Source organism: Rhodoflexus sp. (assembly GCF_053489755.1).
Window position 1 is genome coordinate 1 of the sequence record NZ_JBRCHD010000014.1, and the last position, 11896, is coordinate 11896.

At 46.6% G+C, this 11896-nt stretch carries 14 protein-coding genes; 5 read left to right on the forward strand and 9 right to left on the reverse strand.

What is annotated here, in order from left to right; genetic code table 11:
• Nucleotides 1-151: 151 nt before the first annotated feature.
• Entirely contained in the window at nt 152-322 is a 171-nt protein-coding gene (locus ACWIP2_RS02815; protein ID WP_448518382.1) for a hypothetical protein, read from the forward strand.
• Nucleotides 323-343: 21 nt separating this feature from the next.
• On the opposite strand, the gene ACWIP2_RS02820 is transcribed toward ACWIP2_RS02815, so the two are convergent.
• The 6 genes from ACWIP2_RS02820 to pssA all read right to left on the reverse strand — a co-directional run bounded on the left by ACWIP2_RS02820 (nt 344) and on the right by pssA (nt 6109).
• Nucleotides 344-1840, reverse strand: a complete 1497-nt coding sequence (locus ACWIP2_RS02820) for a potassium/proton antiporter (protein ID WP_448518383.1) — start codon at nt 1838-1840, stop codon at nt 344-346.
• Between the two features lie 286 nt (nt 1841-2126).
• Nucleotides 2127-3794: a S41 family peptidase gene (locus tag ACWIP2_RS02825; protein ID WP_448518384.1), complete on the reverse strand. Its 1668-nt coding sequence runs from the start codon at nt 3792-3794 to the stop codon at nt 2127-2129.
• 108 nt (nt 3795-3902) lie between these two features.
• Nucleotides 3903-4790 carry an alpha/beta hydrolase gene (locus ACWIP2_RS02830; protein WP_448518385.1) on the reverse strand — a complete coding sequence of 296 codons (888 nt, stop codon included), beginning with the start codon at nt 4788-4790 and terminating at the stop codon, nt 3903-3905.
• A gap of 135 nt (nt 4791-4925) precedes the next feature.
• Nucleotides 4926-5180, reverse strand: a complete 255-nt coding sequence (locus ACWIP2_RS02835; RefSeq protein WP_448518386.1) for a hypothetical protein — start codon at nt 5178-5180, stop codon at nt 4926-4928.
• A 3-nt stretch (nt 5181-5183) separates the two neighbouring features.
• The gene (gene purS, locus ACWIP2_RS02840) at nt 5184-5435 is read right to left on the reverse strand and encodes a phosphoribosylformylglycinamidine synthase subunit PurS (RefSeq protein ID WP_448518387.1); all 252 of its coding nucleotides are present in this window, start codon (nt 5433-5435) and stop codon (nt 5184-5186) included.
• Entirely contained in the window at nt 5432-6109 is a 678-nt protein-coding gene (gene pssA, locus ACWIP2_RS02845; RefSeq protein ID WP_448518388.1) for a CDP-diacylglycerol--serine O-phosphatidyltransferase, read from the reverse strand. Before pssA ends, purS begins: the two co-directional genes overlap by 4 nt.
• Nucleotides 6110-6172: 63 nt before the next feature.
• Here pssA and ACWIP2_RS02850 point away from each other — a divergent pair, with 63 nt between their 5' ends.
• Nucleotides 6173-7627 (forward strand): DUF4384 domain-containing protein, encoded by a 1455-nt coding sequence (locus tag ACWIP2_RS02850; RefSeq protein WP_448518389.1) that lies wholly within the window; start codon nt 6173-6175, stop codon nt 7625-7627.
• Here the strand turns inward: ACWIP2_RS02850 and ACWIP2_RS02855 are convergent.
• Together ACWIP2_RS02855 and ACWIP2_RS02860 are read right to left on the reverse strand one after the other, a co-directional pair.
• Nucleotides 7614-8402, reverse strand: a complete 789-nt coding sequence (locus ACWIP2_RS02855) for an alpha/beta fold hydrolase (RefSeq protein WP_448518390.1) — start codon at nt 8400-8402, stop codon at nt 7614-7616. The two genes, ACWIP2_RS02850 and ACWIP2_RS02855, sit on opposite strands and share 14 nt — an antisense overlap.
• A gap of 29 nt (nt 8403-8431) precedes the next feature.
• Nucleotides 8432-8605 (reverse strand): hypothetical protein, encoded by a 174-nt coding sequence (locus tag ACWIP2_RS02860; RefSeq protein WP_448518391.1) that lies wholly within the window; start codon nt 8603-8605, stop codon nt 8432-8434.
• 165 nt (nt 8606-8770) lie between these two features.
• Here ACWIP2_RS02860 and ACWIP2_RS02865 point away from each other — a divergent pair, with 165 nt between their 5' ends.
• The 3 genes from ACWIP2_RS02865 (at nt 8771) to trxA (ending at nt 10810) form a co-directional block, all read left to right on the forward strand.
• Nucleotides 8771-9541, forward strand: coding sequence for a LexA family transcriptional regulator (locus ACWIP2_RS02865; protein WP_448518392.1), 771 nt, complete (start codon nt 8771-8773; stop codon nt 9539-9541).
• A gap of 53 nt (nt 9542-9594) precedes the next feature.
• Nucleotides 9595-10401, forward strand: coding sequence for an alpha/beta hydrolase (locus tag ACWIP2_RS02870; RefSeq protein ID WP_448518393.1), 807 nt, complete (start codon nt 9595-9597; stop codon nt 10399-10401).
• An 88-nt stretch (nt 10402-10489) separates the two neighbouring features.
• Nucleotides 10490-10810: a thioredoxin gene (gene trxA / locus ACWIP2_RS02875; protein WP_448518394.1), complete on the forward strand. Its 321-nt coding sequence runs from the start codon at nt 10490-10492 to the stop codon at nt 10808-10810.
• Between the two features lie 160 nt (nt 10811-10970).
• Here the strand turns inward: trxA and ACWIP2_RS02880 are convergent, their stop codons facing one another.
• The gene (locus ACWIP2_RS02880; RefSeq protein ID WP_448518395.1) at nt 10971-11855 is read right to left on the reverse strand and encodes a carboxylesterase family protein; all 885 of its coding nucleotides are present in this window, start codon (nt 11853-11855) and stop codon (nt 10971-10973) included.
• Nucleotides 11856-11896 lie beyond the last annotated feature (41 nt).

An 11896-nucleotide genomic window follows, 5' to 3' on the forward strand; every position in this document is an offset into this window, starting at 1 on the left:
ATAAAGGCTATTTGACCCAACGCAAAGCAAAATCGGCTGAACAAGGCGTACAACTCATTACCAAAGTGAGAAGAAATATGAAAAAAGCAAGTTGCATGCAGCATAAAAACACTATCTCAAACAAAGAGGGCTTATAGAAACCGTCTTTGGTTTGCTGTCTTTTCAAGCCGATATTGACCACACGCGGCATCGGTCGCCAATAGGTATGTTCGTCAACCTGTTCAGCGGACTGATTGCTTACACTTATTTTGATACCCTGCCCCAAGCTAAAACTTTCCAATCCCTCTCTCAAATTGAACTTTTCAAAGACCTAATCGCATAATTTGGGTTAAATAGCGTTTTCTTACGATGAAAAGTCGGGGATATGCACCTCGTCGTCCATCAGCCCCAAGCAGCGGTGTGCTTTGCTGATATTTTCCATTGTATCGGAAAGCACAACTAATTTATCGCCTGCCTGTAGTTCTGTAGATCCATTGGGTACAATGAATTTTCCTTTTCGTTTGATCATTGCGATGATGGCTGTGGGCGGAAAATTCAGATCTACAATTTGTTTTCCCTGCACACTGCTATCGGATGCAATAATGATCTCGTCAATGATAGTCTTGGCAGTTTCGGAAAGAAACAAGTTCAAAGGGCTGCGAGGCTTGACTTTTTCGGGCAACAGAACGCGCAGCCATTTTGCCATTATTGATAGCGACGAACCTTGAATCAATACCGAAGTCAGTGTTATGAAAAATACAATATTGAAAATCATATTTGCCTTTTCTATGCCCGCCAGCATCGGATAAGTAGCAAATACAATCGGTACGGCACCGCGCAAACCTGCCCAAGAAATGTACAATCGCTTGCGCATACTGAGTTTGAAGAACATCAGCGAGATCATAACTCCCAGCGGACGTGCTACAAACATTAAAAATAGCGAAATCACGATACCAACGCCGATGATTGGGATGATTTGAGAAGGATAGACCAGCAGACCCAATGTCAGGAAAAGTACAATTTGCATCAGCCAAGCCAGTCCATCAAACATTTTCATAATCGTATTCTTATGGATCAGATTCTGATTGCCAAGATAGACAGCGCAGAGATAGACTGCCAAAAAGCCGTTGCCACCGATCAGGTCGGTAGTGGCAAAGGCGAGGAACATCAGCGCAATAACCAGCACGGGATAAAGCCCTTCAAAGCCCAAATGGATACGATTGATGACAAACTTACTCAACTGCCCAAACAGCAGTCCGCTGATGCCTCCGAAGATCATTTGCCGCAAAAGCATCACCAAAACAGAAAAACTATCGGTTGAGGGATTAATGACAAGCCCCAAAAAGGCAAGTGTAAGTACATATGCCATTGGATCGTTGCTGCCGCTTTCCAACTCTAAAATAGGACGCAAACTACCCTTTAAAGCCATGTTTTTGGAGCGCAAGATAGAGAAGACTGCCGCCGCGTCGGTAGAGGACACGACCGCTCCCAGTAGCAGCCCTTCGTAGATCGTAAAGTCTAGAATTTGACTAACAAATAGGCCAACTGCAATGGCTGTACAAAGTACCCCGACCGTAGAGAGCAACGCCCCCTGCCAGATTATAGGGCGTATTGCCTGCCAGTCGGTATCCAACCCCCCTGAAAATAAGATGAAGCAAAGCGAAATCACGCCAATAAACCGAGCGGTTTGCGCGTCGTCAAAGTGAATACCACCAATTGACTCCGAACCGGCCAATATACCGATCAGCAAGAAGAGCAACAGCGTAGGAATGCCGAATTTAAAAGAAGTTTTACCTGCTAATATACTGATGATCAAAAGAATAGAACCTATCAGTAAACTGTTCTCAGTGGTAAAACTCATGGGCAATCGGTTGGTTTAATGATATTTTAAGTGGTTGTGCGAAATTCGATATTCAGTAGCCTGATACAAGAATTTGTAGCCGTGATGCCTCAAATGTTTTGTTAATGAAACACCTATTTGCACTACAAAGGAAACAAGCCTGACAGGTTTTTATCTTCTTTCACAAGGCCCGTAGGATTGTACCTTCGTAGTCTATCTTGTAATTTTATTAGCTAAAACACTACAAGTATGGCACCGCAGTGCGTAAACGCGATAAAAGAACAGTATTTTGACTTAACTGATTAATTTACTTGCCTAAAATTTTGCGGAATCGGGCGGGGTCTTTAAACAGCACCAACGCCGCTAGAATGTCGGGGTCATCATCAAAAGAGGCTTCCATGCTGCCTTTTTCCAGATAGTAACGCGAAACAATTTCTTTTTCCAGCAGCTCGGAAATTTCAGCGCGAAATTTCAGCAAATCCTGCTCCTTGTTGTGTGAAACTTTACGCCGCAGGTCTTCTAACTGTCCTTTGATATCGTCGTAATATTTTTCGGCTTTGGCGATTTTGGCAAGGTCGTCAATCGTTTTTTCCACCTGTGTGGTGTAGTCGTAGTCCTTGCCCGACAGCCATTTTACAAAATCCTGATAAGCCGCATCACTCAATTTAAAATCGCGGGCGGCGGGCAGACTTGGATTTTTCTGCCGATAGTAGGAAGCGTAATCAAAAATAAACCCTTTGGTAAGCAGGCTTTTAGTAATGGGCGCATAGTTAGGTTTTTCTACCTCTACATCGGGCTTTACGCCGCCGCCGTCGTACACCACGCGCCCGCCGGCAGTCTTGAACGGGGTGCGCAACGAGTCGGCAATTTTACCTACGCTGCCGTCGGGGTTGCGATGGCTGTAGTCAATCGCTTGGATACATCTGCCGCTGGGAGTGTAATATTTAGCAACCGTTACTTTCAGCTTGGAATTGTGCGAAAGTGAGCGCGTAGCCTGTACAAGCCCCTTGCCAAAACTATTTTGACCAACAACAATGCCGCGGTCGTAGTCCTGAATCACACCCGAAACGATTTCGGCAGCCGAAGCGCTGGTGCTGCTCGTCAGTACAACCAGCGGAATTTCTGTATCTTCGGGATTGTTCAGGGCAAGGTAGGTTTTATTCCATTCTTTAACTTTTCCCTTAGTGCTCACCACGTCTTTTCCTTTGGGAATGAATATGTTAGATACGTTTACAGCCTCGCTCAAAAGACCGCCCGGATTGCCGCGCAGGTCAAGAATAATGTTCTTAGCACCCTGTTCTTTGAGTTTGACTAATGCCTCGCGGACTTCCTTGCCGGCATTTTGTGTAAAGTCGGTCAGTTGAATCATACCAACTTCAGGGGTAACCATGCCGTAATAAGGCACATTGGAAATCGTGATTTTTTCGCGTTTGATGGCAAATTCCAATGGTTTATCTACTCCCACGCGGCGAATCACGAGTTTGATGGTGGTCCCTGCCTGCCCTTTTAGCAGTTGGCTGATTTCTTCACTGTCTTTATTTTCAATATTGACATCATCAATTTTGATGATTTCATCGCCAATGAGTAAACCTGCTTTATGTGCCGGAAAACCTTCCATCGGCATTAGAATCACGGCTTTTTCCTTTTTGGTAACAGGGTCTGTGCGCGTACCGACGTTTGCCCCAATGCCGCCGTATTGCCCCGTAGTCATCACGCGGTAGTCTTCTATCTGCTCTTCGGGGATGTAGTTGGTGTAGGGGTCTAAGTTGTTGAGCATAGACTCAATACCCTGCTGAATCAACTCCTGTGGATTGATTTCATCCACATAAAACATATTGATTTCCTTAAATAGGCTGGCGAATATTTCAAGATTTTTGGCAATCTCAAAATACTTTTCGTCAGGATTAGTAAATGCAAAGGTCAGCGTCAGCAAAACGCCGAAACTTGCGAAAAGAACTTTTTTGCGAATACTCATAAGCGGTTCGTATTGAAAAATAAGCGATTTTAAGAGCGAATAACACGAGCAAGGCTGTAAATTCACGCTTGCCATTCTTTTAAAGAACGCAAAAATTCAGCGATTAGTTTAGCGTTGGAAACTTTGCCCGACAAACTTCAACCCTTCAATCAGGTAAGTGCGCCAGTAAGTCCATGTATGCGCGCCGTCGCGGATGCGGTACTCATGGGTAATGTTCATATCGCGCATAGTGGTGTGCAGCGCGTCGTTGCCTTTGTAAAGAAAGTCATCGTCGCCGCAGTCTATGTACCAGCGCACCGAATTCAACTTTTCCTTAGGGAGAGTTTTCATGAGTTCCAATACGCTGTACTTTTTCCAGTGATCGGTCAGGCGGGCGGCGCCTTCGCCCGGGCCGTAAATCCAAGCGAAAGTCTGGTCATAACGATCCTTAGGCGCTTCAATGGCTTCCTGATCGGTGAATACTGCCGGACTAAACGCGGCTACAGCAGCAAACAATTCGGTATTTTTAGCCGCCAGATGCAGCGAACCGTAGCCCCCCATAGAAAGCCCGGCAATGGCGCGAAATTCTTTTTTAGGACGCGTGCGGTAAGTCGCATCAATAAAGGGGATCAACTCTTGAATGAACATATCCTCGTAGCGGTTTTTGCCCTGGTAATCGTTTGCGTACCAGTCGTTGCCTCCGTCGGGCATTACAATAATCATGGGCGGTATTTCACCTGCGGCAATCGCTTTGTCTGCCGTGTGATTGGCTTGGCCAAATTGCACCCAGTCAGTTTCGCCGCCGGTGTAGCCATGTAGCAGATAGAGTACGGGATAGCGCCTTTGCGAGGTGGCGTAATCGGGCGGCAGATAGAGCGTGTACTTCACATCGCGCCCCAGAATTTTGCTGTTCATTTTGAGGCTTTCCTGTACCTGCCCGCTTTGGGCAAAAGAAAAAGCAGGAACAAGCGCAAACCAAACAAGCGTTGCACAAACAAGCGTATGTAATTTTTTCATGTAGCAGGTTTTTTATCCTGCGAAAGATAATCAGGAAAGATTAATTTTCATTGTGCGGTCTTTACTATTGAACTTCTCCATCGCAAAGTACGCCGAGTTTTACGCCAAGACACTGAGGTTGAATTTGTTGAAGAATCAGTTTCCATTGCGGTCTTTCATTGCCATGTAGCGACTGCGGCAGACAATAGCTTCGCCGACTATAGAAAGCCCCGCATTGAACACAACGAGGCTAAGCGTTCCATACAGAAACCAATCCCAAAAATCGGCTTGGGCATATTTGCGCATCGCGGCTTCTCCGAAGAGGCTCAAACCGAAGCCAATCAGCACCAGCCCCAGCGGGGCAAGCAACAACCATTTGCGATAGAGACGGCGCCGCGCTTTGTCGTTCATTTATCAGGCAGGAAAAAGTTGATAGCTGTAATCTTCCACAATCAGGTTAGCAAGCAATTTTTTGCAGGTCATTTCAACCTCTTCGCGGGCAGCGGCTTCATCGGCTACATCCAGCTCCATGCGGATGTGCTTTCCGATACGGACATCGGCTACATTCTGAATGCCCAGATTTTTCAAGCCAAGCAATACGGCTTTGCCTTGCGGGTCTAAAATTTCTTTTTGCGGCATTACCTGAATTTCAGCAATAAATTTCATGCGGCAATTTTTTTGATGAGGGAAAGACCGATGTAAATGAAAATAATCAGCGGTATGGCTGCAAATTTAAAAGTAAAAAACAAAATAAGCCCCGCCAGCAGCAGGATGTATTGAAATTTGTACTGCTGCCAGTTCCAGCCCTTGAATTTAAGCGCCAGCAAGGGCAACTCCGCCACCAGCAGCAGCGACATCACCACTGCAACAGCAGCCAGCGCAGGCAGGCTGAGCAGCGCAGGCAAATGCTCGCCTGTAAACGGTAACGCACTGATGAGCAGCGCATTGGCAGGGGTAGGAACACCAATAAACGAATCGCTCTGGCGCGGGTCTATGTTGAATTTAGCCAGCCGCAGGGCAGAAAATGCAGGTACAAGCATCGCCAGATAAGCCCACTGTCCGCCTTGCGCCTCGTTCATCAGGCGGAAGAGGATAAAGCCGGGCAGTGTGCCAAAGCTCACTACGTCTGCGAGTGAATCCAGTTGCTTGCCCAGTTCCCCTTGCACCCTAAGCAACCGCGCCACGAAGCCATCGGCAAAGTCAAAAAGCGCTGCTATGTAAATAAAATACGCAGCCCACACCAAAGATCCCTGAAAAACCGAAATAATGCCGAAACAGCCACAGACTAAATTAGCACAGGTGAGCGCATTGGGAATTTGTTGTTTAATTTGTGTGATCATGTTCGGCACGTTATTTTCGGGAAAATTAAGGAATTCGCTTAATCCGACAAATTTATCCCTCTTATGAAAATATTCGCTTCCCGATCCCTATTGCCATTTTCTCTATTGGCATTGTTTCACCTACTACCCGTTGCCGCACAGCAACGCGGTGCGGGCGCGCTCTTTGATCCGATTAAAGCCGATTCTGTACCTTTTGCTACGCCACTCATGCGCGGCGACTATGCAGTTCCCAAAGCTGCTTCTTTGAAAAAATACTGTCCTGTCCCTAAGGATCAGGCCAATACAGGCACTTGCACAGGCTGGGCGGCTGCCTACTGTGCGCGAACCATCCTGACCGCGCAGCGCAGAGGTGTTACTAATCCGCTGCTTATCAATCAGTTATCTTATTCGCCTTCGTTTATCTACAATCAGATACGCCGTCCGCAAGATCAAAACTGCCTCATTGGTGCGCCTTTACCCGATGCCCTATTTACGCTCAAATCGGTTGGAGCAGCGCTGTACAGCGACTTTGGTTTCGACTGTAGCAAGCAGGTTTCTTTCGACTATAAATTGCGCGCCCGCAGCAATGCCATTCAGGACTATCGGCGGCTTTTCAGCGCCACTGCCACCTCGGATCGCTCTGCAATTGTGCGCTACGTAAAAAAATCGCTGGCAGAAGGAAAGCCTGTCGTAACCTCTATTCGCTACCTGCCTTCTTTAGATCATGCCAAAGGAGTCTGGTTGCCCAATCTGTCAGAAATAAGTACACAGAATCACGCCGTAGCAATTATCGGTTATGATGATAACCAGTACGGAGGCGCTTTCGAGATTATGAACAGTTGGGGTACAACTTGGGGGAACGGCGGCTTCATCTGGATCAGGTACGCAGACTACCAAAGCATCTGCATGGAAGCCTACGAATTAATTGATTTTCCTGCCGAAACGGTAGTTGCCAAAGAACCTGCCACGCCTGCCAATAACGATACAAATGTGCGGTTGCCTGTAGGAGGTGAATTTGCAGCCACATTGCTGCTCAAACAGCCCAACGGCCAAATTATGAGCCTGATGGGAAGCAGTAAACCCGGATTTTATTATACGCAACAAGCCTACACGACAGGTACACGCTTTCAAATACAGGTTTCCAACCGCGAGCAAATGTACTTTTATGCTTTCAGCATTGACAGTCGCGAGCATATCAGCCGACTGTTTCCTCACGCGTACAACCAAAGCCCTTTGTTGAGCTATCAGCAATCCAATATGGCGCTTCCCGGCGAGGATTTGCACATCGAAATAGACAACACACCGGGCAGTGAATACATGTGCCTGATTTATAGCCGCGAAGCACTTGACATAGACCAACTGATCCAGCGCATCCGGCAAATAAGCGGACATCCCTTCGAAAGGCTGAAACAGGTACTACGCGAAAAAGAACTTTACAGCGAGGCAAGTAAAATTGACTACCGTTACACAACTGCCAATTTCTCGGCCAAAGCACAGAGCAAAGCCGTTCCGATGGTCATAGAAATCAGGAGACGTTAGCGGACTGTGCGTTCAGCAAGGCTGCCAGTATCCCCTGATGACCGCAAGGATAAACCGTATGTGTACAAAACTTGCCCAAAAGCGCCGTCAGTTTTTGCATATACTTTGGGCGGATTACCCGATCGTAGGCCCCCGTTGCAATATGTACCTGTGTCTGATGCTGACGCACTGCATCGCCGACTGCTGTCAGGTTAGGTTCCAAATGCCTGTACAACATCCATGTATGGTACACGCGCTTGCGCAGTTCAGGTGTGCGCATTTGCTGTTGTGCTAGTTTGGCAAGCATCGGATGGAGGAGCCGCCGCTTCTCCAAAACCCGAACACTGTAATGGAAAATATTGGCATTCTCGGCAGTGATATACTGGAAAAGCCCGTGCAGGAGGCGGTTGCGCGTAGCAATCCTGTACCATGCATTGGCCTTGATGCCATCGGGTGCGAGCAGCCACAGGCAATCAATTTGTGCAGCAAATAACTCGTAAGTTACAAGCGCAATACGTCCGCCCATAGAAAAGCCCATCAAGTCAAATCGGGTGATCTGATGAGTAGCGAGCAATTCGGCAAACAAGGCTCGCCAAAGATCGAAGCTAAGCGGTTGAGAAGGCTCAGGCCAATGACTTTTGCCGTGAAAGAACAGATCAATCGCATAAACCGTATATTGAGGGAATGCTTGGGCAAGGGGTGCAAAAAAGTTGCTATCCTGTCCAAAGCCATGAAAAGCGATCAAAACCTTCTCTCCCGAACCAAAAGTTCTGTAGTGCAGATAAGGCTTTGCCATAATTTTTTTCCGGCAAATATAGCCCTTTCTCAACTCGCTACTTTGATGCGCTTGCGTTTACGAGGCACCTTAGCTGTGCTGTTTTGCACATACAAATCAGTCATATCGTCTTGTACACGCACATATTGCTTGTTGCGCATCACTACGACCTGCTGCCGTTCAGCAACCTGCCGTTCTTTCTCTGAGCAATAAACTGTTTTCATCTGCTATTAAATATTGATCGCAAAACCCGTCTTTTTGCAAGCAATACAAGTACTTAACCGCTGCATCGCTTGCAGATATTTAATTATTTACCTACTTTTGTCCGACAAACTTAATTATTAAGGATTTAAAAATCAATTTTTATTAATTAAAATACTTAGAAATCTATGGAGGGTGCAGTTAGTCAGCGGTTGATAGAGATAATTAGGCATTTTGCCGATGGTAACGAAAAGCGTTTTGCCGAGTCTATCGGGGTAAAACCCGCTGTTATTAACAACTATACCAAAGGCAAACAGCAAAGCAAACCAGGATTCGAAGTGCTGCAAAAAATAGCTGCCACCTACACCGATTTGAACATTGAATGGATTCTGAGCGGTAACGGGCAGATGCTCAAGCACATGAATGCACCTGAGCGCAGCCCACTGCCCCTAACCATCGCCGATACGATCAGCGTACCTATTATTAACCGAAGAGCAGCAGCCAACTACTTAGCAGGCTACCAAACTCAAGAGTATTTTGAAGAATTGGATGTACTTAGCCTGCCGCGCAGCTTCGTTAAAGGGAAACAATGCTATGCGCTACAAGTTACAGGGGACAGTATGGAGCCTACACTCTACGAAGATGACTACCTGATCTGCCACCTGATAGACCGCACCGAATGGGAATATTTGGACGAAGGGCATATCTGCGTGATTGTTTCCGAGCGGGGACTGCAGGTCAAGCGCATCAAGAATAAACTCCACAGCGAGTATCTAACGCTAGTATCGGATAATCCTAAACACCCGCCTTTCGACATAGGACATGATGAGGTCATGGAAATCTGGAAAGTCAACTGGCGGCTCACTGGTCAGCTCAATCCAACCTCCGAAGATCTCAACAATAGAATTGCGCAATTGGAAGCCCGCTTAGAGCGCGTAGAAAAACAACGCACGCAATAGCTGATTTTGGGCTATCTTTGTGTTTTTTAATCGTTTGAAGCCGGAATTTGATCATGCAACAATCCTCTGCGGCGACCTATGCCGACTTGACCATTTATCTGGATTCTGTACATCTACAATTTGAGAAAAGGATTGACCTCTTTCTGCCGAAAGACTATCATTCAGATGTGCCTTGTAGGTTACTTATCCTCAACGATGGGCAGGATGCACAGGCACTTCAGGTACGCGAAACCTTACATCGGCTGATAGACAAAGGCACGATTCGCCCGGTGATTATAGCTGCTGTCCATGCAGCCGAACGCACTCAGGAGTATGGCACTGCCAATATACCCGACTATGCCAAACGCGGCAGCAAGGCAAATCTGTACGCTATTTTTCTCATAAAAGAACTGATCCCTGTGTTGCAACAGCGCTTTTCACTTTTAGAGCCGCCGGCAAACTATGCCATCTTTGGCTGCTCATTGGGCGGGCTTTCAGCATTTGATATTGCATGGCATCATCCTTGGCTATTTGGGTGCGTTGGAGTTTGTTCAGGTGCATTCTGGTGGCGCAAGCACTCAGCCAATGACTATTTTGCTAACTCAGACCGCATCATCCATGCAGTAGTCCGCAACGGACACCATAAGCAAGGCCTTCGGTTCTGGTTTGAAGCAGGAACAGACGATGAAAAAGAAGACCGGAACAACAACGGCATCATAGATGCAATAGATGATACGTTGGATCTGATTGGCGAACTGTATCATAAAGGCTACAATACCCTCACCGATGTGCGCTACCTTGAAATTCAGGGCGGGCAACACAACCAGCGTACATGGGCAAAGGCTTTTCCTGACTTTATGGCTTGGGCTTTTGGTCATTAGCAGACTATCTGACGATTTGTCTTAAACTTATTTGACCGCATCATTGTTGTATTAACAGTTTTGAACTTAAATAAAAAATCATCTCATTATGGCAAAGGCTATCGAATTAACGGACAGCAATTTTGAGCAATACATTAACGGCGACCAGCCCGTTTTGGTAGATTTTTGGGCAGAGTGGTGCGGCCCATGCAAAATGATTGGCCCCACTATCGAGCAAATGGCTTCAGAACTGGAAGGCAGAGCAGTCATTGGAAAAGTAAACGTAGATGAACAATCGCGCATCCCGGCTATGTTTGACATCCGCAGTATTCCAACACTGATGGTATTCAAAAAGGGTGAAGTAGTGGCTAAGAAAGTTGGTGCAGCACCTAAGAGCGAACTGGTCAAATTGCTCGAACCTCATATGTAATTCCCTTTGGCGCATACACAGTAAGAAGGGGCTGTCCAAAAAGTAAAACGGACTTTAGTCTGTGATTTCTTAATCGCTTGATAATCAAATAGCTACAGACTAAAGTCTATGCTACGTTCAGCCTTTTTGGACAGCTACTTTTTCTTGTCAGACAAGGCAATTAATCGTCTGTTATTGAAGTATATCCAAAACTGGTTGCAGCAGCAGGTTTGGAATGCAGCAGCATCCACTCATAGACTGTCATGGGATTAGGTGCTACGGGGTCAGCAACGAAAGGATTCGGGCTATACGCCTGCTTCCACGCATTATGTCCTACTTTTGGATATAGCGTAACTTTTGCCTTAGGAGCATCGGCATTGCGTCCCTGAAATTCGTTGATGCCTCGCACCCAGCCAAGCGTTACATGAGTAGGCACTACGTTATCGGCTGTGCCGTGAAAAGCCCACACAGGTATCTGATTGCTCACCAATGATGCTATTTTCATCTTGTTAGCGCCCGATGCACCACATACCGGCGCAATGGCAGCAACTTTATCGGGATAAGCTGCGGCATAGTCCCATGTACCGCCGCCGCCCAAACTAAGACCTGTAACATAGATGCGGCTTTCATCTACTCTATAGGTTGCTTTGGCATATTCCACTACCCGATCTACATAAGAGACAGGCCATGAGCCATAGTTATAGCTCAACTGCGGACACAAGACGATAAAGGAAAACGTTTCACCCTTGACAGTAAAAGTCATTTTTAGCGTTTGTCTTTCAATTTGAAAGGGCATTGCACCGCCTGCTATTTTTCGCAAATCTGTTGTGCCATTACCTCGCTCAGTGATTCCGTGCAGAAAGATCAGCAGCGGATAGCTCTTGTTGCTTTGCTGGTAGTCTGCGGGCAGGTGTTCCAGATAGCCGATGCCATCTGCCGTGCGACAAGAAGAAAAGCGCTGTGCATGGGTTTGTGTACCTAAAACAAGTAATATTGGGCCTATCAGGCACATGTATAAGAGAGTAGTCAATGAATAGGTGTTTACTAATGAGGATACGTAATTCATCGTGAAAAGTGGCGTTAGTTGAGCATATAACGGCACAAGAG

Excerpts from the sequence above, each read along its gene's own strand:
- ACWIP2_RS02820 (WP_448518383.1), bottom strand. The coding sequence starts at position 1,840 with ATGAGTTTTACCACTGAGAACAGTTTACTGATAGGTTCTATTCTTTTG.
- ACWIP2_RS02825 (WP_448518384.1), bottom strand. The coding sequence starts at position 3,794 with ATGAGTATTCGCAAAAAAGTTCTTTTCGCAAGTTTCGGCGTTTTGCTG.
- ACWIP2_RS02830 (WP_448518385.1), bottom strand. The coding sequence starts at position 4,790 with ATGAAAAAATTACATACGCTTGTTTGTGCAACGCTTGTTTGGTTTGCG.
- ACWIP2_RS02835 (WP_448518386.1), bottom strand. The coding sequence starts at position 5,180 with ATGAACGACAAAGCGCGGCGCCGTCTCTATCGCAAATGGTTGTTGCTT.
- purS (WP_448518387.1), bottom strand. The coding sequence starts at position 5,435 with ATGAAATTTATTGCTGAAATTCAGGTAATGCCGCAAAAAGAAATTTTA.
- pssA (WP_448518388.1), bottom strand. The coding sequence starts at position 6,109 with ATGATCACACAAATTAAACAACAAATTCCCAATGCGCTCACCTGTGCT.
- ACWIP2_RS02850 (WP_448518389.1), top strand. The coding sequence starts at position 6,173 with ATGAAAATATTCGCTTCCCGATCCCTATTGCCATTTTCTCTATTGGCA.
- ACWIP2_RS02855 (WP_448518390.1), bottom strand. The coding sequence starts at position 8,402 with ATGGCAAAGCCTTATCTGCACTACAGAACTTTTGGTTCGGGAGAGAAG.
- ACWIP2_RS02860 (WP_448518391.1), bottom strand. The coding sequence starts at position 8,605 with ATGAAAACAGTTTATTGCTCAGAGAAAGAACGGCAGGTTGCTGAACGG.
- ACWIP2_RS02865 (WP_448518392.1), top strand. The coding sequence starts at position 8,771 with ATGGAGGGTGCAGTTAGTCAGCGGTTGATAGAGATAATTAGGCATTTT.
- ACWIP2_RS02870 (WP_448518393.1), top strand. The coding sequence starts at position 9,595 with ATGCAACAATCCTCTGCGGCGACCTATGCCGACTTGACCATTTATCTG.
- trxA (WP_448518394.1), top strand. The coding sequence starts at position 10,490 with ATGGCAAAGGCTATCGAATTAACGGACAGCAATTTTGAGCAATACATT.
- ACWIP2_RS02880 (WP_448518395.1), bottom strand. The coding sequence starts at position 11,855 with ATGAATTACGTATCCTCATTAGTAAACACCTATTCATTGACTACTCTC.